This is a genomic window from Vibrio sp. 10N.222.54.E6, from assembly GCF_041473955.1.
GTDB lineage: Bacteria > Pseudomonadota > Gammaproteobacteria > Enterobacterales > Vibrionaceae > Vibrio > Vibrio tasmaniensis_A.
Genome location: NZ_JBFRTD010000006.1, coordinates 175,668 through 195,806, shown reverse-complemented (window position 1 = coordinate 195,806; position 20,139 = coordinate 175,668). Strand labels below are relative to the sequence as shown.

The 20,139-nt window shown below is 45.4% G+C and carries 18 protein-coding genes; 8 read left to right on the top strand and 10 right to left on the bottom strand.

From position 1 onward, the window contains the following. Nucleotide 1: 1 nt before the first annotated feature. A complete protein-coding gene (locus AB4513_RS02020; protein WP_009844864.1) occupies nt 2-1,240 on the bottom strand; it encodes an OFA family MFS transporter in 1,239 nt (412 codons plus the stop codon). 594 nt (nt 1,241-1,834) lie between these two features. Between AB4513_RS02020 and AB4513_RS02015 the strand changes: the two genes are divergently transcribed. Continuing rightward, nucleotides 1,835-2,215 (top strand): NADH:ubiquinone oxidoreductase, encoded by a 381-nt coding sequence (locus tag AB4513_RS02015; RefSeq protein ID WP_102257605.1) that lies wholly within the window; start codon nt 1,835-1,837, stop codon nt 2,213-2,215. Nucleotides 2,216-2,395: 180 nt separating this feature from the next. Here the strand turns inward: AB4513_RS02015 and AB4513_RS02010 are convergent, their stop codons facing one another. After that, nucleotides 2,396-2,740: a YajD family HNH nuclease gene (locus AB4513_RS02010; RefSeq protein WP_004730279.1), complete on the bottom strand. Its 345-nt coding sequence runs from the start codon at nt 2,738-2,740 to the stop codon at nt 2,396-2,398. Nucleotides 2,741-3,015: 275 nt separating this feature from the next. Here AB4513_RS02010 and yghU point away from each other — a divergent pair, with 275 nt between their 5' ends. Next, nucleotides 3,016-3,873, top strand: a complete 858-nt coding sequence (gene yghU / locus AB4513_RS02005; RefSeq protein WP_009844872.1) for a glutathione-dependent disulfide-bond oxidoreductase — start codon at nt 3,016-3,018, stop codon at nt 3,871-3,873. A 180-nt stretch (nt 3,874-4,053) separates the two neighbouring features. Further along, a complete protein-coding gene (locus tag AB4513_RS02000; RefSeq protein WP_009844873.1) occupies nt 4,054-4,377 on the top strand; it encodes a DOPA 4,5-dioxygenase family protein in 324 nt (107 codons plus the stop codon). Nucleotides 4,378-4,485: 108 nt separating this feature from the next. Here AB4513_RS02000 and AB4513_RS01995 read toward each other — a convergent pair whose 3' ends face one another. The 5 genes from AB4513_RS01995 to AB4513_RS01975 form a co-directional block, all read right to left on the bottom strand. Further along, nucleotides 4,486-4,638 carry a hypothetical protein gene (locus tag AB4513_RS01995; protein ID WP_009844874.1) on the bottom strand — a complete coding sequence of 51 codons (153 nt, stop codon included), beginning with the start codon at nt 4,636-4,638 and terminating at the stop codon, nt 4,486-4,488. An 88-nt stretch (nt 4,639-4,726) separates the two neighbouring features. Next, nucleotides 4,727-6,019, bottom strand: coding sequence for a sensor histidine kinase KdpD (locus AB4513_RS01990; protein ID WP_009844875.1), 1,293 nt, complete (start codon nt 6,017-6,019; stop codon nt 4,727-4,729). Then, a complete protein-coding gene (locus AB4513_RS01985; protein ID WP_009844876.1) occupies nt 6,016-6,690 on the bottom strand; it encodes a response regulator transcription factor in 675 nt (224 codons plus the stop codon). Before AB4513_RS01985 ends, AB4513_RS01990 begins: the two co-directional genes overlap by 4 nt. An 8-nt stretch (nt 6,691-6,698) precedes the next feature. Next, on the bottom strand, nt 6,699-7,610 hold the full coding sequence (locus tag AB4513_RS01980; protein ID WP_102257606.1) for a sterol desaturase family protein: 912 nt from the start codon (nt 7,608-7,610) through the stop codon (nt 6,699-6,701). Nucleotides 7,611-7,621: 11 nt separating this feature from the next. Further along, nucleotides 7,622-8,227, bottom strand: a complete 606-nt coding sequence (locus AB4513_RS01975) for a hypothetical protein (RefSeq protein WP_009844878.1) — start codon at nt 8,225-8,227, stop codon at nt 7,622-7,624. Between the two features lie 180 nt (nt 8,228-8,407). Between AB4513_RS01975 and AB4513_RS01970 the strand changes: the two genes are divergently transcribed. The 4 genes from AB4513_RS01970 to AB4513_RS01955 all read left to right on the top strand — a co-directional run bounded on the left by AB4513_RS01970 (nt 8,408) and on the right by AB4513_RS01955 (nt 14,673). After that, nucleotides 8,408-9,295: an ABC transporter six-transmembrane domain-containing protein gene (locus AB4513_RS01970; RefSeq protein ID WP_240798321.1), complete on the top strand. Its 888-nt coding sequence runs from the start codon at nt 8,408-8,410 to the stop codon at nt 9,293-9,295. Then, on the top strand, nt 9,285-10,460 hold the full coding sequence (locus AB4513_RS01965) for an efflux RND transporter periplasmic adaptor subunit (RefSeq protein WP_009844880.1): 1,176 nt from the start codon (nt 9,285-9,287) through the stop codon (nt 10,458-10,460). The genes AB4513_RS01970 and AB4513_RS01965 overlap by 11 nt, the downstream gene beginning before the upstream one ends. Then, nucleotides 10,457-13,636 carry an efflux RND transporter permease subunit gene (locus tag AB4513_RS01960; protein ID WP_009844881.1) on the top strand — a complete coding sequence of 1,060 codons (3,180 nt, stop codon included), beginning with the start codon at nt 10,457-10,459 and terminating at the stop codon, nt 13,634-13,636. The genes AB4513_RS01965 and AB4513_RS01960 overlap by 4 nt, the downstream gene beginning before the upstream one ends. 104 nt (nt 13,637-13,740) lie before the next feature. Then, nucleotides 13,741-14,673, top strand: coding sequence for a helix-turn-helix transcriptional regulator (locus tag AB4513_RS01955; protein WP_009844882.1), 933 nt, complete (start codon nt 13,741-13,743; stop codon nt 14,671-14,673). A 132-nt stretch (nt 14,674-14,805) separates the two neighbouring features. On the opposite strand, the gene fruA is transcribed toward AB4513_RS01955, so the two are convergent. From fruA to fruB, 3 genes are read right to left on the bottom strand one after another with little or no spacing between them, the layout of a single operon-like run. Continuing rightward, nucleotides 14,806-16,566 (bottom strand): PTS fructose transporter subunit IIBC, encoded by a 1,761-nt coding sequence (gene fruA / locus AB4513_RS01950; protein ID WP_009844883.1) that lies wholly within the window; start codon nt 16,564-16,566, stop codon nt 14,806-14,808. Nucleotides 16,567-16,581: 15 nt separating this feature from the next. Then, entirely contained in the window at nt 16,582-17,559 is a 978-nt protein-coding gene (gene pfkB, locus AB4513_RS01945) for a 1-phosphofructokinase (protein ID WP_009844884.1), read from the bottom strand. Nucleotides 17,560-17,568: 9 nt separating this feature from the next. Next, entirely contained in the window at nt 17,569-18,702 is a 1,134-nt protein-coding gene (gene fruB / locus AB4513_RS01940) for a fused PTS fructose transporter subunit IIA/HPr protein (RefSeq protein WP_102257608.1), read from the bottom strand. Nucleotides 18,703-19,093: 391 nt separating this feature from the next. Between fruB and cra the strand changes: the two genes are divergently transcribed. Next, nucleotides 19,094-20,098, top strand: a complete 1,005-nt coding sequence (gene cra, locus AB4513_RS01935; RefSeq protein WP_009844886.1) for a catabolite repressor/activator — start codon at nt 19,094-19,096, stop codon at nt 20,096-20,098. The last annotated feature ends 41 nt before the right edge of the window (nt 20,099-20,139 follow it).

Genomic DNA, 20,139 nt, shown 5'->3' with positions numbered 1-20,139 from the left:
GTTAAGCGCTTGCTTGCTTAAGTTCTGTTGCTTTCGCTTCTGAGATTGGTTTAGTCACGATAGCTAGAACAATACACACGGCCATCATAGCAGCAGAGATTGTGTAAGCTAGGCCGTAACCTTCGCCATTCGTCATTGAGTAACCAACAACCGCAGCACCGATAGCACCACCGATACCCCATGCCGTGTAAAGCACGCCGTAGTTCGTACCGTAGTTTTTCAGGCCGTAGAATTCCGCAGTTAGTGTTGGGAATACTGCTAGAAGTGTACCGTAACCAACAGCTGCGATAGCCGTACCAATGATTAGCGTAAATTCAGAGTTGAACGTAGCGAATAGAGCCATGTTCGCACCTTGAAGGATGAACGCTAAAAGTAGAGTACGTACGCCACCGATTTTATCTGCAAGCATACCTGCAGCAACACGACCGCCTGAGTTGAATACAGCAAGGATAGACGCTAGGTAAACCGCGTTTGGTAGGTTCGCTTGAACGCTAGCAATCGTAGTGATGTTACCGATGATCATAAGACCAACAGAAGCAGCAAATGCGTACATGATCCATAGAGAGTAGAACTGAGGAGTCTTCAGCATTACTTTCCATGTTAGGTCTTCAGTCTTCTTAACCGCTTTAGGTGCTTGGCCTTCTTTTACTTTAGGCTCAGCTGGCGTGTAATCCGCTGGTGGGTTGTTGATCGTTGCCGCTAGAGGTACTGCGATTGCAAGTACACCAACACCAAGAATCATAAAGCTTGTTTGGATACCCATGCTATCGATTAGCGCAGAAGTTAGTGGTGCTAGGTAAATAGCAGCAAGACCGAAGCCTGCAGCGATTAGACCGTTAACCATACCTTTCTTAGAAGAATGGAACCATTTCATTGCTGATGGAGAAAGACATGCGTAACCGAAGCCGATACCAGCACCTGTCATCACGCCAAACGTTAGGTTTAGCATCATAGGAGTCGTAGCGAAACCAGAAGCAATCATACCTAGGCCAGTAAGCGCTGTACCAAGAATAAGGATCTTACGTGGACCCATACGGTCTTGTAGGATGCCTGCAACAAGAAGACAAACAGAGAATGTGATAGTTGCAATAGCGTAAGGTGAAGATGCTTCAGCAGCACTCCAACCAGCTTCAGTAACTAGCGCCTTGTTAAATACACTCCAAGCATACAGGATGCCAAGACAAAGGTTGATACAGAAGCCTGCTAGCAGGATACGTGATGCTTTATCAATCTTGCTCATTTTTATTCTCAGTTTTGTCGTTGGTCAGTGGTGAGCCACTTAACTAAAGACGGGTTATTGTGATTGTTTCTTCAAAATTAGTTTGCGTTTATCAACAGACAACGCAAAAGAGCGCGGATTATAACCAATAAAAATGTGATTGGAATCTCTTTTTCCATTTTCGGTAAATAAACTCAAAATTGTTAATGGGTTGTTTTTTGTTGGTTTGTAAGTTGTGTTTAATACCTTTCTATTTTGTTCTTTTTAGCGTGGCGGGCTTATTTTTTAAGGGATTCTTCGATACACATTTCAGATTGTCCACGTATCCCGTGCGGATATCACAGAGTTACGAATTATTTTAAATATTTTCCAAGGTTAATTTTGTGTAACAAAATAAATCGAAATGACGCTTTATTCATATGAGACAAGGGTTAACGGAGGTTTATTAAAAACAGTATGTTAAATGATTGTTAACTCGGGTTTTTGTTAGCACCATTGCTTACATTTTGTTCAACTTGAGGGGTTGTGTTGAACAAAAAAAATGGGAAAATAGTACGCAAACTGAGATTCCAAATTTGAAAGGATGCGTTTCCAACCTATGGTGAGGCGAGTATTATGAAACTGTTTTTAATTTTATTGATGTCAATTTCTGGTGGTGTAGCGGCAGCTGACCATATTCACTCTTTCCTATTCGGCTTCTATATTGCGGCGTTAGCAGTTGGTAGTTGTTACTGGCTGGCATTCCGTAGCACGCGTTTCCCACAGTTGGCATTAATGCTATTGATGTGTGGCTTTTTTGCAAAAATTGCAGTGACCGTTATCGGTGTTTCTTGGGGTATCTCAAACGATATCATTCAATCGCCGTTCATTTTCTCATTGTCATACCTATTCTTCTTGGTCGTAGTGACTTACGTTTGGTTTGCATACCGCGATAGGTTGACGCTTAAAAAGCGCGCTAAGCAGGTAGAAGAGTCTCGCAAACAAGCCGCTGTATAATTCAGAATTCTAAAAAGGAGCCTTCTTCGGAAGGCTCTTTTTGATCTGGCCTCTCTTAACTCTATTATTTGGTTATGATTGCAGATAAAAGAAACCCCAGTATGGTGACATACTGGGGTTTCTTGTTATTTATCTATTATCTAGCCGCTATCATTTAGCAAAGACCGTTCTTAACGCGTGTTACTTCTTCATCAACTTCGCTAGATCGGCGAAAGGGTTGTGCGTCGCTGATTGGTGGTCGTCTAAACGAGCCTTGGCATCAACGCCATAGCGGTCATGGTCTGTGTATTTTGAGTGTTCATGATCGTGACAGTAAAGGCACAATAGTTCCCAGTTACTTCCGTCTTCAGGGTTGTTTGTATGGTCGTGATCGACGTGGTGAACGGTCAGCTCTCTTAAGTTCGAGTAAACAAATTCACGCGCGCACTTACCACAAACCCATGGGTACAGTTTCAGTGCTTTTTCACGGTAGCCTTTCTCTTGGCGAGCGTACGCTGCACTCGAGCCAGTGTAATCAGAAGACATTGCCAAATCCTTATCAATTGTAATCTCCCGATTTTATCACAGCTTTCTTTAACCTGTAGGCATGTCGTGACTAAATCATGTTTCGTACTAACCGTTATGTGGCTTAGGTTTGATTGGACACTTATCTTTTACGTGTGCTATCTCATAAAGCAGGTTATTTCTTTCTGGAATAAGCCATGCTTAACAGTTTGAAAAGAAATTGTATTTAGGGGTTTTAACCAAGGGAGCGTGACCTAATATCAGTTAAAGCTACCCTATATTAATGAGGAAATATCATGTCAGAACAATACACACCGCCAAAAGTTTGGGTTAACGATACTGATGGTGGTAACAAGTGGGCAAATATCAATAGTCCTGAATCTGGCGCTCGCTTTGATAAAGAGCTTCCTGTTGGTGACCATGCTTTTCAATTGTATTCTCTTGGTACACCTAACGGTCAAAAAGTCACTATCTTGCTGGAAGAGTTGTTAGCGGCAGGTGTTAAAGAAGCTGAATATGATGCGTATTTGATTAACATTGGTGAAGCTGAACAGTTCTCTTCTGGTTTTGTTGGAGTGAATCCAAACTCCAAAATACCGGCACTCGTTGATAAGTCTGGTGCTGAAGATGTGAATGTTTTCGAATCGGCATCTATCCTGATGCACTTAGCTGAAAAGTTTGGTCACTTCTTGCCAAAAGAAGGGGCAGCGAGAACACAAACCATTAATTGGTTATTCTGGGCGCAAGGTTCAGCACCATTCCTAGGTGGTGGCTTTGGTCACTTCTACGCTTACGCTGATGAAAAGCAAGAGTACCCAATTAACCGCTTTGCGATGGAAGCTAAGCGTCAGTTAGACGTGTTAGACAAACAACTCGCCAATAGCGATTTTGTAGCGGGAGAAGAGCTAAGCATCGCTGATATCGCAATTTGGCCTTGGTATGGCAACCTTGTACTAGGAAAAATCTACGATGCCGCTGAGTTCCTACAAGTTGAGTCTTACACCAACGTTGTGCGCTGGGCGAAGCAACTAGAAGCGCGCGAAGGTTTCCAACGAGGTCGAGTAGTGAACCGTTCATTCGGTGAAGAGTGGGAGCAAGTCCCCGAGCGCCATTCTGCAGAAGACATTGACCGAGTTTTAAAGCTTAAGCCTTAGTCGCTTCAAAATTAACTCGCTGTACATAACTAGAGTTTGTTTTTGATTACTTCGAATAACAGACTCTAGTTTTCTCATTTCAAATTGATCCTTCCGAAAGCAAGCTCACCTATTTAGATTTAGCTATTAAAGGCGGTTTAGGTATAAACTTGCGACATCATAATTCTAAAGGATGGTGCCATGTACCACGGTCATATCTATTTCCCTCTGCGCTTTGCAGAGCAAGCAGAAACACTGCGTCAGAAAATCCTCTCAGAGCGTAAAGATGTGTTAGAGACTTTCCCATTAATACAGCGTTTGGTTGGTCCGCATAAGATGCCGATGTTTGAGATTCACTTTGCGAACAAAGAGTCGGGCATTGTTGAATGGCTTGAAAAAGAACGCGGTGACATGTCGGTGCTTATTCACCCGGTAACAGGCGGTGAAGAAACGCTAGACCACACAGTACGTGCGACTTGGCTTGGCCGTGAGCTCGGTGTGTTTGAATATACATTAAGTAGCTAATTTAATTTGCGCCCGACGGTTTGTAGCTAACCAATGTTCTGAATAAACATAGCTGCTGTCGGGTGTATCAAAGCTCACTAATTTTCGAACGATTTCCTTATTAAATACCTAGCTTCTCCAGCTATTTCCGAGTAACAGCGATACCGCTACCGACACGCCTAATGCGATTAGGATATTAGGTAAGTAAAGACCCCAAATCGCGACACAAACCGCCACGGTTACCACAGCCCATAACAGTGTTTCTAAAATCCAAGTACCCATAAAATAACTCCTAACTAGATTGTGCGACTAGCATAACCAAGCAAGGGTAAACTTTTGGTCACCATAAAATAACCATTTGGGCAAATTGCTACAGTATGACTTTAACGATGAACTCATTGTTGTTGGTTTTATGAGTAAACTGCCAACCTTGGTTCTGACAAACGCGATCAATGAGCTCTAGTCCGATACCAAAAGAGGTTTGTTGTTCAGAGTCGTTTGCTAGGTTTTCATCTTCCAAACGGTTGGTTACCTCAAACTGATGTTCTGTCAGTGTGATGCTGATATCTCCGCTACCACCATGTTGAAATGCATTTCGGATTAAGTTGGTGAGTACAACCTCAGTTAACTCGCGCGGCAGAGTATGTTCTTCTTGCTCAACCTTGGTTTGAATGTCCACTTCTTTGTTTTTTAAAAGATAACGTTGGCTTTCGATAATGTTATTGAGCAGGGGAGTCAGCTTGATTTGCTCATAGTTGGTTTCCATCTCGTTATTACGGCTCATCCATAGCAGAGTTGTCACTAAGGCTTTCATGTTGGTGGCTGAGCGTTGGATTCGTGCGACGGCTCGTTGGCCGCTGTTGGGAATACTTTCAGACAACCGCACCAGCATATCGCCACTGGCTGAAATAGTGGCAATCGGTGTTCTTAATTCGTGGCTAGCTGCTCTTAAGAAAAAGCTCTCACGCTCATTGGCCTGACGCTCACCTTGTACGCTCTTAACAAGCTGTGAAGCCAACTGGTCGATTTCTTTGTATCGAAACTGAGTCAGCCCTTCAGTGTTGCCCACATCCAGAGATTCAGACCATTTTGATAGCGTAATAATCGGTTTGGTGACTCGATGTATCAGAAGGCGAATGATCAAAAATACCAAGAGTAAAAGGGCACCTATAGCGATAAAGGCGTTGTTAATTTGGTTCACTGAATCGGGTGGGTTCAGCTCGAATAGAGTCAAGTAAATCGCTTCATCATATTCCGAAATGATGTATAGCGCTTCTTCGCTACCTGATATCGGATGCTTGGCTGCGTAGAGGTACTGACCTGACTCGCTGTTCGATGAAAGCTCGTAGTGTTCATAAATTGCATCGTTATCAAATGCTTTCCAATCAAAAGCTTGTTGGAACTTAGTGGGCAGTTCCGAATAACTTAGAAAGGCTTGGAATGTCGGGTTTTGATAGTCTGGTAATTGCCCTGTTTCGATGTATTGTTGCTCTGCGACTTCCAACTCATATAAGAATCCATATTTTGCCGATTCATTGAGACCGATGTGATAGCTCTGAGACACCATCAAGCTGTAGATGGCTGTGAGTAATACGACGATGCCAAATAAGTAGAGGTAGATATCACGCTTGATACTGACTCGGTTCATGTTTGCCTGTTTCATGATGACTCCCCATGTAAGACAACACCAATCCCATGAACCGTGTGGATTAGCTTTGAATCAAAGGGCGCATCAACCACTTGTCGAAGCTTAAACAGGTGCGCTTTCATGCTATCAGAGCTTGGCATTTCGTCTTCCCATGCTTCCTCAAGCTTGGCTTTGCTCACCACGTTAGGGCTGTTTCGCACTAACATTACGAGCATTCGCCAACATACTGGCGAGAGCTTCAATAGCTTGCCGTCTCTAATGGCTTGGTGCTTGTCCAGGTCCAGTTTGAGGTCTGCCACGGACAATGAAGTCACTGAACCTTGAGAACGACGCACTAATGCCATCAACCGTACTTTCAGTTCTTCCATCGCAAAAGGCTTCACTAGATAGTCATCCGAACCTACTTCGAACCCCGCGATCTTGTCCTGTAGCGTGTCTCTTGCGGTCAACATTAGGATCGGTGTCGTGACACCTTGTTGGCGAAGTGATTGGCAGACATCAAGCCCGTCCATTTTCGGCATGTTGATGTCCGTCAAAATGATGTCATAACGCCCCTCTAACGCAAGGTTGAGCCCTGCGCAGCCATTGTAGGCAAAATCGAATTCGAAACCGTCGAGTTCCATATAGTCTGCAATGGCTTCTGCCAAGTCACTGTCGTCTTCAATCAGCAGGGCGTTAATGCTCATAAGTGTCCTTACTTTGTTTCTCGTTCTCTTTTCCAAGCCCAAATAGGCGGCTGAATAAGAAGCTGTAGTCGATAATTCCAATTTGGCGCATGCCATAACTGTTGGCACAGTTTAACGTAGCCGTGGAAATATACCTTAAATGGGTTCACAGAGTTGATTCTCGGGAACACGCCATATCTGACTTCTTCCTCTTCTTTAGCGAAGGTACCGAACATCTTGTCCCAAATAATGAAGATGCCTGCATAGTTCTTATCAAGATACTGCTTGTTGGTTGCGTGATGCACTCGGTGGTGTGAAGGCGTATTAAATACCGCTTCAACTGGGCGAGGCAAGCGTTTAACGGTTTCAGAGTGCAGCAGTGTTTGAAACAGTTGAACAAAGGTTTCACACATCAGAACCACAAACGGATTAAAGCCGAGCAGAATTAACGGCAAGTGGAAGAAGAACGGGAAGAACCAATCCAAAGGCCCAAAGCGGTAAGCGACCGAGATATTAAAGTAAGGCGAGCTATGGTGAACTGAGTGCGTTCCCCATGCTAAACCGTTGCTGTGCAAGAATCGGTGCTCCCAGTAGTACGCGAGATCGGCCAAGATCAAGCAACCCAGAATTGTCCAACCGGATATCGGTAGTTGAGTTAGGCTGAAATTCTCGTAGGCGTAAACAAACGCGCCGACATAGGCTAACCCGACAAAGAAAACGGTAACCAACAAGAAGAACAGAGTGACTAAGTTAGTCGCGCTGTCTCCCAACATATTCCAGCTGAGTTTTTTCTTAAAGGCATAGCGGATAAGCTCAAAGATAAACAGAGCCAGAGCAAGCAGCAGAAAATTATCATCTACCCAAGTTTCGGTTAGGATGATGCTCGTTTCTGTGAATGTTTGAGAGAGAAAATTCCCAATGCTATCCATAGTGAAATTCATAACTAAATCCTTTACTGATTGTTCTTATAATAGACGTATAACTCACTAGAATCTGGCAAACCATGCTGGTTCAGCTGGTGATGTTCTATAACCATATCCACTTCTTTTAGAATCGCGATACCTTCCCAAGCATGTGCTAGTTCTTGTTCAGTATGTTCGCCTTTACCTAGCAGAAGGGTGCCTTTGGATTTGCTTGGAATCTTAATTAATGGTTTTTTTTTATTTAATTTTGATTGCTGAGTCGGGAAGCCAATGGTGACAGTAGCCGTGCTGAAGTCGGAACTGATGTCCTGATAGATCACGACCACTTTCTGTTGCTGTGCGATCTCCTCATCTTTTGCTTCCAGGTTTTGGTAGAAATCGACCCACAGTTCAGGCACGTCCTCTAAAGGGATAGTCTTGCTCAAACCTTGCAGGTAAGTGGTATTTACAGTCGCCTGTTGTTTGACCTCTACGGACTTGTTTTTTGGCTGTTTGTCGATTGATGACTTGTTCGTTGATAACTCAGCGATTGGCTGCTCCGTCGATGCATCCGCAATCGCAGGCTGAATATGTAATAGCCCCCAGACAACACCAGTAATACCGACTGTCGTGAGTAATGAAGCGAATAATTTCATGCTCTTTCCTTGTTGTTCATTTTTCTTATCAAGGACAATAAAGGAGGCGAGGTAAACAAAAGGTAACCGAGCTAGTGACTAAGCGAGTCTGTCGTCTAATTTGTTAATACAGCAATTTGGGACACTTTTTTCCATGTTGGATTGGTAATACTGGCGCCATATTCATTTATGGGCTCAATAATGCTATTCAAACATCCCATCTCTCTGCTGACGATTATTCGGCTTAATCCATTAAAGGTCGCCGCGACTTGGTTAATGGTATTGGCTGAAAACGTGATGTTTATTCTGCTGCCACTGTTTATTGGTCACGCCATAGACGGAGTGCTAAACCAAAGCTTTCAGCCTTTGATGATGTTGGCACTGATTCTTTTTGTACTGGTGATCATCAGTGTCGTTCGCCGTTTTTACGATACCCGTGTGTATGGTGCTATTCGCGTAAAACTGGCAAACCTTGTTGAGCGTAACCTGCGCGGTTTGTCTATTTCGACCAAAGACGCCCGGCTAACCATGTCTCGTGAGCTGGTTGATTTCCTAGAAGATGATTTGCCTACTTTGATGACCGCGATAGTTCAGCTGGTCGCGACGGTGGTTATCCTCTCAACGTTTCACTTCTCATTGGCACTTTGCATGTTGTTTGCAGGGCTGTCGATTCTGGTTATCTACGGCGTATTCCACCGAACCTTTACACGACTCAATGGCCAATTTAACGACCAAGTTGAACAGCAGGTGAAACTACTGAGTGGTGTTCGCTTGTCAGCACTTCGTTGGCATTTTGAGCGCTTAAAACAGTGTGAAATCAAGCTTTCAGATACGGAAGCTGTTGTCTATGGGCTGATTTTTATCGTGTTGTTTGGCGCGGTCATCGGCAATTTATGGATGGTGAGTCAGCTTATCGAACCGACCGCTGGTCAAGTGTTCTCCATCGTTACTTATTCACTCGAGTTTGTTGAAACCGCAGTGATGCTACCAATCACGCTACAAACCCTTTCTCGTCTCACTGAAATCAGTCAGCGCCTTAATCACACCGCCACTCAACAGGTTACCAAGGAGATACCTCATGAAATTTAAAAAGCCACTTTCTGTATTAGTCGGTTGCGCAGCCATCTTTATCGCGTTGGTTGTTGTTGATGAATTGGAACCTGAAGCTACCCAGCCAGTGAAGAAAGAAGCCGTCCTTGCCCCAGTTTCAGTGTTAGAGGTGACACCATCACAGCATCAATCGACGTTAACGGTATTAGGTGTAACTGCTGCGCGTTGGCCTGTGCAGTTGAAAGCATCCAGTAGCGCACAGTTGAAATGGCTAGATGAAAGCGTTGAACCGGGGAATTTGGTTAACAAAGGCGATGTGTTAGCAAGGTTAGATACTAGCGCGGTTGATGCGAACTTGGCTCAGGCGTTGAGCTCATTGAAACAAGCAGAATTAGAATTGAAGCAAGCTAAGCATGAGCAAACGGTCGCGTTAAAAATGCTGAACCCGAAAACGAGTTCGTCTTTTGCTCGTAGAGAGCCTCAATTACTTGTAGCGAAAGCTAACCTACAACAAGCGAAACAGGCTTACCTGAGTGCACAGAAGTTGTTGGACGAATCAGTGATTACTGCGCCCTTTAATGCGGTGATCATGAAACGCCATATCAGTCCGAGAGAGTGGATAGAGGCGGGGCAAGTGACCTTTGAATTGGCTGCCAGTGATTCGATTGATATTGAGTTGCCGATTTCTGAAATGCATTGGCAACAAGTTCAAGCAGCCCTTACTGAGCCGAGTATCACAGTGGTGAACCGCTCTGGGGAGCAGTGGTCTGCAAAGGTGCGCTATGTGTCGCCGCAAGTTGACTCGGTCACTCGCCAAAGACAAGTCGTGTTGTCGGTTGAGGCGCCTTATCAAAGCAAGCCAAGATTGTTTCCAAATCAACAGGTTCAGGCTGTGGTTAATCTGGGGCTGAAGGATAACGTAGTCAGCGTGCCTTTAAGTGCGATGACACGAGACGGATATGTGTGGACGTTAGACACCAATGATCGTCTACGTAAAGAGTCGGTAACGCTTATTGGGCAAGGCAGCCAAGAGCTTGATATTCGCTTCAATGATCGCAGTGATAAGGCTCGTCGCGTGGTGCAGTATCCGCTTTCTTCGATGTTAATCGGCAAACAAGTCGCGCCTAGGTTCAATGGAATCCATTCTGAAGCTATGCTCGTGGGTAAATCTGATGTCACACAGATTAAGGAATCAAACCAATGAGTTGGATGACAAAATGGTTTATCAATAACCCTGTTGCTGCCAATTTGTTGATGATGGCGATTGTTATCAGTGGTGTGCTTGCGTTCGGACAATTGCGTGTCGAGTCGTTTCCACAAATCGCACCGTCTTCCATCAGTATCAGCGTTACTTACCCTGGCGGTACCGCGCAACAGATCGATGAGAGTGTTACGCAGAGAATCGAAGAGTCAATCAGCGGTATTGCAGGCATCAAACAGATCACCAGTCAGTCTAGTGCTGGGGTTTCTCAGGTCATGGTCCGTAAAACCAGTAGCACAGATTTAGACAAGCTGTTGGATGACATTCGTAATCAAGTTAACGCCATCAATGGCTTTCCCGTGCAAGCGGAAAGGCCGCAAGTCGTGCGAAACGAATTTACTAATTTAGCCGCGTTCGTGGTGGTGTCTGGGCCGAGAACCGATGACGAACTGCAACCCATCGCCAAGCAACTTGAACAAGCGCTAAAGAAGAATCCGCGTATCTCGAAGGTATCAAATTGGGGAACTCGCCCATCTCAATTGGTTATCGAGCCAGATCCAGACCAACTGAAAGCGTTAGGGTTGGGCTTAGAAGATCTCGCAGAGCTCGTTGAGCAGCGTTCACTTGAGACTCGTAGCGGTGAGCTGATTAGTGACAAAGGCCGAATGGTGATTCGTGGTGACGGATACGCCGATGATCTACAGAAGTTGAATCAGCTTGTTGTGATTTCAGGAAGCAACGGGAAAATACTACTGGGAGACATCGCCAAGTTAAGTCGTGGCTACCAATACAGTGGTTCTATCGTGCGTAACAACGGCTCTAACGCCATCGCATTATTGGTCAGCACGAGCCAAACCGACAATCTGCTTAAAGTCAGCGAAGCGATCAGTGAAACACTGGATGCGCAACGTGCAATTTTGCCGTCGGATATTGAGTTAAATACCATGGCTGACATGGCGCCTTACATTGAAGAGCAGCTATTTCGTTTGAGTGAGAATGCATGGCAAGGCTTATTGATCGTCGTAGTTCTACTTGGGATCTTTCTTGAAATCAGGCTCGCCTTTTGGGTCGCGATGGGCATTCCAATTGCGCTCACTGGAACGTTGGCAGCAATGCAGTTGTTCAACTACAGCATCAACGACATCACTCTATTTGGGTTTATCTTGGTTCTCGGTGTGCTGGTGGACGATGCAGTTGTTGTAGGTGAAGCGATACATGAAAAAAGGACGGGGAACGTCGGTTATTCTCCTAATATCAATGGTTTCTCAAATATAAACAGCCCCTCTGATATAAATGGAAAGACAGCCGCTTGGCAGGGCGTTAACTCAGTATCAGTGGCTACCGTGTTTGGTGTGCTGACAACCATCGCTGCGTTTTCTCCAATGTTATGGATTAACAATGAGTTAGCTAAAGTACTTGCTGGGTTTTCGGCTGTGGTGATCTTCGCTTTGATCTTCTCGCTGATTGAAAGCAAATTTATTCTACCGTCACACTTGGCTCAGCTCTCTGTGAAAAAACCATCGACCAGTATTTTTGCCAAGGTTCAGAATGCGGCTCAAGGCGGCTTGCAGTGGTTCAATCTCAACATTTATAAGCCAATTTTGGAATTTGCACTTGGCTACAAGGTGGCGTCTTTGCTTGGGTTTGTGGCAGTTATCTCACTGGCTTATGGCATGTGGTCGAATGGTGCGATTCGTAGTGCGTTGTTCCCTGAAATTCCGGGGCGTTACATCTCTGCCGTGATTGAGCTAGAGGATGGTGCGCCTTTGCCACTGCAGCGACAAGCCTTGTTGCAAGTTGAGCAAGCAATGGCACAAGTAGAAAAAGGCTTGATGGACGATTACCCATTACAGGAAAAGCCTGTTGTGAACCTGCTTGCTTGGTCTGATGGCTATGGCGAAATCGAAGTCACAGCTGAGCTTACTAACGAATCTTTAAGCTCACTGCCGGGTAATTTATTGTTGAAGCGATGGAGAGAAAACACAGGCCAAATAGAAGGGGCTTATTCAGTTAAGTTCAGCGCCGCAGAGGAGCCTGCTGGCGGAACATTCTTAACGATCTCTTCCAATGATCGTGAGCTTGCTTCTCTAGTTAGTGAGGAGCTAGCGGATACTTTGGCTTCGTTGAAAGGCGTATCGGATGTCTACGACGATGGTCAGGATGGTTTACCGCAAGTTCGATTGGTGTTGAATCAATATGGTCAGCAACTTGGGTTAACTCAAGCGAAACTGGCTAAGTTAGCAGGAGAAGCGTTTGGCGAAAGAGAAGTGCATCGCTTGTTAGAAAACGGGCAAGAGACCAAGGTGCTGCTGCAGTATCCAAGAGATGAGCGCAGAACCTTAGCTCAGCTACAACAGGCTCTTATCATGTTACCTAATGGCGGAAGTGTGATGATGGGGGATATTGCTGAGTTTCGTCATGAGCAAGAACCGCAAGTGGTTTACCGCCGCGACCGAGAGCAAGTGATCAACCTGTATTGGAAGCAGAACCGAGACTTGCAATCACCGGAGAAAACACGTGAGCAACTTGAAGATACAATTGAATCTCTGCACTTACAGTTTCCAAGTGTGACGATAAAAGCGGGCGGCGAATTTGAAGAGATAGGGGAAGTGTCGAACGGCTTCAAATCAGCGATGATACTAACGCTCATCATGATCTACATTTTGTTGGCGGTGCCTTTGAAGTCCTACTGGCAGCCGCTGATTATCATGGTAGTGATCCCGTTTGGTTTTGCGGGCGCGATTTTTGGTCACTACTTGATGGACTTACCTATCAGTATTCTTTCGTTGTTTGGAATGATGGCCATGACAGGCATCGTGATTAATGACTCGTTAGTGTTGATCACGCGCTTTAATAGTGAATACCGCCAAGGGGTGCCGTTACAGCAAGCGTTAGTCATTGCGGGTACTAGCCGCTTGAGGGCGATTTTCTTGACCACCATTACAACGGTGTGTGGATTGTTGCCATTGCTAAGCGAAACCGCAGAGCAGGCGCAATACTTGAAACCAGCGGCAGTATCTTTGGTGTTTGGTGAGCTGTTTGCCACTGCGGTAACTCTGATTTTGATTCCCGTGTTGCTTGGCCTGTTTTGCCGCAAGCCCCCGCTAGTTGAAAATCTAATTGAAAAAGAAGCGGACGAACAAGATTCATTAGAAGAACTCACTTTGGAGCGCTCGTGATTGATTTTATAAAGGACAAAGACGATAGTGAAGCCAAGCTGTCCAATTCAGCGAAGCTAACCGACAGTAAGACTCAAGCCAATGTACCAGAGACCTAAGACTGTATGACGCAAGAGAATAAACCTGCTTTGCATTTAGAACCAGCTTTTAAACTGGTGCCTGAGATTACATTGATTGAATCTTTGCCAGAGCACCTTCAAAAACGCTTTACGCATGCATTGACCTTGATGCATGAAGAGTGGGGTGAGCGTCGTACGTGGGAAGAAATTGCAACAGAGAGCGCGATTTCGCCTTATCACTTTCATCGTCAGTTTACCGAGTTGTTTAATGAAACTCCTGGCCAGTATCTAAGCCGTGTTCGGTTACAAATCGCGGTCGGTTTGTTGATCAATGATGAGCCGTGGAGCGTGATTGAAATTGCTCAGTATTGTGGCTACTCATCGTCACAGTCATTAGGTAAGGCGCTCAAGCGTGAGCTCGGTGTTACAGCAAAACATATTCGAGAAATGGGCTATAACGCGACACCTAAGGAAACGGCAGAATTCATCCAGAAATTAGCACATCCAGGTGTGCAGTCTTCTATGGAGAAAGAGCTAGTTAAGTCTATGCCGATCGAGCTAGTTTGGTATCCAGAACGCGGCATGCAAAAGCTTAAGTTGGAAGATCCTGATTGGGACACGGTATTTGAAATCTATGGTCAGAAGTCGACTCACTTGATGGGCACTACGCCGATCAAGCAAATGAATAATAAATGGGACGACATCGACGCTGAAATTGGAAATTGGCAAGTCGCGAAAGATCGTTATGATATGACCATTCCTGAAGGCTACTACTTATGCAGCGACGTTTATCTGGTTTCAGATGTGGCGTACAGCACAGCGTTAGAAGCTCTGTTTAAGGCGGTTGAGCAACAAGGTTTGAAGTTAGATGTGCAAGGTTATTTGGTAGAGATGATTCGTCAGATCGATATGGATGATGTTGAAGGCGTGACCTTCTCATTCCAGTTGCCCATCTTAACGACCCAAGACAACGAATAATAAAAAGGCTCCTCAATTGAGGAGCCTTTTGCTTTACCAAGGAACAGTTTTACCAAGGAACAGTTTTAACAAGGGACTGTTTTATCAAGAGCCTCTGTTCGTCAGCCTTAACCGCTAAACAGAGTAGGGGGATTAAGCCTCTGCAGTCACTTTAGAATCGCTCATCTTTTTAAGAGCTGCGTAACCAAAACCTGTTACCGCTGTACCTGCTGCAATCGCCACTAGATACATAAGAACTGGAGAGATAGCGCCAGGAATTAGCAGTACGAACAAGCCGCCGTGTGGAGCCATTAGTTGTGCACCAAACATCATTGATAGAGCGCCCGTTAGTGCGCCACCTGCCATACATGCTGGGATAACACGCATTGGGTCTTTCGCTGCGAATGGGATTGCACCTTCAGAGATGAAACATAGCCCAAGAACGAATGATGCTTTACCTGCTTCGCGCTCGCCTGCTTCAAACTTGTCTTTCACTAGGAAAGTTGCAAGGCCCATACCTAGAGCCGGAACCATACCTGCTGCCATGATTGCTGCCATTGGTGCGTAAGTTTGTGAAGCCAATAGACCAACACCGAACGTGTAAGCCGCTTTGTTTACTGGACCACCAAGGTCGAAACACATCATTGCGCCTAGAATCACACCCAGAAGAATCGCATTAGACGTTCCCATGTTGTTTAGGAAGTCTGTCATTGCGCTCATCACGCCTGAAACTGGACCACCAACGATGTAAATCATGACCAAACCAGTGAACAAACTCGCGATAAACGGAATGATCAGAATTGGTTTGAGGGCTTCCATGGATTGTGGAAGTTGAACCTTGTCGGCAATGAATTTTGCTGCGTAACCCGCAATGAAACCCGCTGCGATACCACCTAGGAAACCTGCGCCTGTTGAGCTAGCCAACATACCGCCAATTAGACCTGGAGCCAGACCCGGACGGTCAGCAATAGAGAATGCAATGAAACCAGCAAGAACAGGAATCATCAGTGCGAATGCAGAACCACCACCGATAGTCATCAATGCCGCTGCTAATGTGCCTTCTTCTTTGAACGCTTCGATACCGAATACGAAAGACAGTGCGATGATCAAACCACCCGCAACAACCACAGGAAGCATGTGAGATACACCTGTCATTAGGTGCTTGTACACACCTTTCTTCTCATCAGCAGGCGCTGAATTTGAAGACGCTGTGTGCTGGTATGGCTTAGCTTCAGCGAATGCTTTTTCCATCTCTTGCTTTGTTTTCTTCAAAGCAGGACCTGTTGTGGTTTTGTATAGCGCTTTGCCGTTAAAACGATCAAGAGGAACGTCGATGTCGGCAGCGATGATAACAAGATCAGCGTCTGCGATTTCTTGGTCTGTCAGTTGGTTTTTCGCACCTACTGAGCCGCGAGTTTCCACTTTGATCTGGTGACCTAAGCGTTTGCCTTCTGCTTCAAGTGCTTCTGCTGCCATAAAGGTGTGTGCAACGCCAGTCGGGCAAGCGGTAATCGCTACGATCTTTTTGCTGCCTGTACTTGCTGTTGTAGAAGAGTTTGCTGAAGTACCAGTAATTTCCACTGTAGTCTCAACTTGAGAAGCGTCTAATACCGTTGCTTGGGTTACCGCTTTCTCTAGAAATGCTTTTGCATCTGCTGTGCATTCAGAGATAGCTTCTTGGTACACTTTTTTGCCAACAAAGCGCGCTTTATCAACGTTTGTGTTGGCAGCAATAACAACAACGTCGCTGCTGTCGATCGTGTCTTGTGATACTGGAGAGTTAGGTAATACGCTAGATTGACATTCAATAGCGGCGTTCCAACCCAGTGTTTTTGAAGCTTGCTCTAACAAGCCTGCTGCGATGATGCTGTTTGCTACGCCACTTGGGCAAGCTGTGATGATGGTAATATTCATAATAATCCCTTTGTCCTATTTACTTGTGTCTAACTGACTAGTTGGAGCACTAAGCGCCTGTAATTGGATATTTTGTCGTACTGAATCCAGCTCTTGTTGGCTGGTTACCCCCACACCTACCTGTGAAACTGCTAGAGCAGATAGGGCGGTTGCGAATTGAATAAGTTCTGGTTTTGGCATCTGTTGCATGTGGCCCCAACATAGGCCCGCAACTAAGGTGTCACCTGCACCTACCGTGCTCACTACTTGCATGCGCGGTGGTTGAGCGTGTAACCACTCACCTTGGTTAAGCCACATCACACCTTCAGCACCAAGTGACACAACGATGTTATCGATGCCTTTTTCACTTAGGGCTTGGCCTGCGTGTTGGCATTGGTCGCGTGTAGTTAGTTCGGCGTTGAATAACTGAGATAGCTCTTCATCGTTTGGCTTGATCAGCCATGGTTGTGCATCGAGCCCCGCTTTAAGTGCATCACGGCTGCTGTCGAATAACACTTTCTTGCCCATATCGTGAAGTTTCTGAATCCAAGATGCGCATAACATAGGTGAAACGCCTTGAGGTAAGCTGCCTGCAATCACGAAATATTCGTGGTCTTCAGCTAACCCGAATAGAGTGCGCTCAAACTGCTCGATGGCAATCGGTGTTACCGCTACGCCAGGGAAGTTGATATCGCTAACTTGACCACTTTCTTCTACTAACTTCACGTTGATGCGAGTTGCGCCGTCGACACGAATAAAGCGGTCAGTTGCGCCCATCTGTTCGAACAGTTGGCAGAACGGTTCTTCGTTATTGCGACCAAGGAAACCTGTTACGGTGACTTTAGCGCCAAGCTCTGAAAGTACTTTTGCTACGTTTACGCCTTTACCCGCTGCATGCAGTGAGCTTTTGTTCACCAAGCTAACCGAACCTACGTTTAGCACATCGATGCTACCTGTCAGATCTAGAGCAGGGTTTAGGGTTACGGTAACGGCTTTGATTTGTTTATCAGACATATCGATTCCTTAACCTTCGCCAAGGCCAGAAGCGATAGCTTTGCCAATAGACTCAAGTGCTTGTGCTGCGTCATCACCTTCAGCAACAAATTGAAGCTGGTGGCCGTGTTTAACGCCAAGAGCGATTACTTTCATCAAGCTCTTCGCGTTCACTTCTTTTCCGTCGCCATCTAGGTTTGACACGCGGATTGTTGATTCAAACTTCTTCGCTTCAGCGACTAGCATTGCGCCCGGACGAGCGTGTAGGCCGTGTGCGTTTTTGATTTTGAATACTGCGCAGTTGTCGTCGTCTTGAGAAGCTGTAGAAACCGCTTCACCTTTTAGAAGGCCAATGACTTGCGCTGCATCTGCAGTCAACAGTTGTTGTTGCTTACCTTCGAAAACCATCTTGCTTAGGTTTGCCAGAATCGATTGGTGTGCGCTGTTACAAGCGGCGAATGCTACCAATGCTTTAACTGGTGTGCCTTCGTACTCACAATGGTTCGCTGTTGAAACGAAAGATACGCCAGTGCGAGTTACACCTTTGTCGCTGCCCAACAACCATAGGCCTTGGCCTAGGTGAGTTGGTGTTTTTGTCACAAGGTCGGCAACGAATGCGTTGTCTGTGCAACCTGTGTTCTTAAGTAGGCCGCCCGCAACTGCAGACATTTGAATCATGTCGCTTGCAGGGAACAGTAGTTGAACTAAAGAAGCGTCTAGGTCTGCTTCTAGCTGAACTTCGCCATTAAGTAGGGCGATGATTTCGTCTTCTGATTTTGCTTGCTTTAATTTCTCTTCAACACCGTCTGCCGCTAGCACTTTGGTCAGTTGCTTAAGAATGCCTAAGTGCTCATCAGATTTAGCTGCAATACCAATCGCAACGTAAACACGGTTTCCGTTTGCCCAATCAATACCTTCAGGGAAGTGGTGTACCGCAACGCCTGTCTCTTTCACTAGGCCACGAGTGTCAGTCGTTCCATGAGGAATCGCGATACCGTTGCCAAGGAACGTAGAGTTCTGGTTTTCACGGTTCAGCATTCCTTCAACGTAGCCAGAGTCAACTAAGCCTTTGGCTGTTAGGTCGCCTGCAATATTTTGGATTGCTTGGAACTTATCATTGGCCGTTTGGCCTAGAGTGATGTCAGATTTTGATAATTTAAGCATGGTGCCTCTTTAGCGTATCGCTTGAGAATTTGTGTGTCGCTACGATTCCAACTAGAGCAAGAATTAGTGAACTTTACTCTTTGCTTTACTTTAGCTGAATCGGTTCAGCATTCAGTGTAAAAAAATTCAGCAAAGCCAATTTCGATTTTCAAAATAGTTTTGCTGCGTGTCGTTAATTCGGTCTGATTCGTGGATAACGAAAAGCTAAATAACGAAAGCTTATTAACAACAAATGACGCTCGATTCATTCAAAAGGATGATTGAAGTCACTTTTCAGATTTTGCTGAATCCTTTCAGCTTTTATACTGAATCGATTCAGCATATAATTCAACTAATCCAGGGATCAGATCATTCGTTATATGATCCTACGCACAAAATACAGGTCACTCATATGACACTTGATGAAATCGCTAAGTTGGCTGGAGTATCGAAAACCACAGCCAGTTATGTCATCAACGGCAAGGCGCAGAAATACAGAATCAGTGAAAAGACTCAACAGAAAGTCATGGCGGTTGTAGAAGAGTATAATTACCGTCCAGACCACGCCGCTTCGTCGTTGCGCGCTGGTAATAGCCGTTCATTTGGTTTGATTATTCCGGATCTGGAAAACAGCAGTTACGCGCGTTTGGCAAAATTGATAGAGCAGAATTCACGCAAAGTGGGCTACCAGATATTGATTGGTTGTTCTGATGATGATGCTGAAACAGAACGAAAAGTGGCTGAAGCTTTGGTAAGTCGTCGTATTGATGCCTTGCTGGTTGCGAGCTCAATGCCAGACGCCAACGAGTTCTACTTAAAGTTGCAAAACTCAGGAACGCCTGTGATCGCAATTGACCGTCCGTTAGATGATGAGCACTTTGCTTGCGTACTCAGTGAAGATTTCGAAGCCGCATTTGAACTGACGCATTCGATTCTCGATGACAATATTCATAGTGTTGGTTTGATAGGCGCACTTCCTGATCTAAATATCTCACGCGAACGTCACCTAGGTTTTGAAGCTGCGAATAAAGCACATACTCAACAAACAGGGCTCGCAGAAAACAAGCCGATGGTTGTGGGTTATGGTGAGCACTTTGATAGGGAATCTGGGCGAGAGGTTTTTGAGGGTTGGATTGCAAAAGGCACGGTTCCTGATGCGATTGTGACTATGTCTTACACCTTGTTAGAGGGTGTGTTGGATGTAATGGTTGAAAAACCAGAGCTGATTAATCAAGTAAAACTGGCAACCTTTGGTGATAACCGACTGCTCGACTTCTTGCCTTTTAAAGTCCATTCACTGCCGCAGCAGTTTGAAGTAATTGCCGACAGCGCTTTTGCTTTGGCGTTAAATGCATCCGCTAAGCGTTACCAAGCGGGTATTGAACTCGTGCCGAGAAGTTTAGTGAGACGAGGCTAATTCCAGTTAGTTTAAACAAGCTAGGTTAGACTTGGACACTT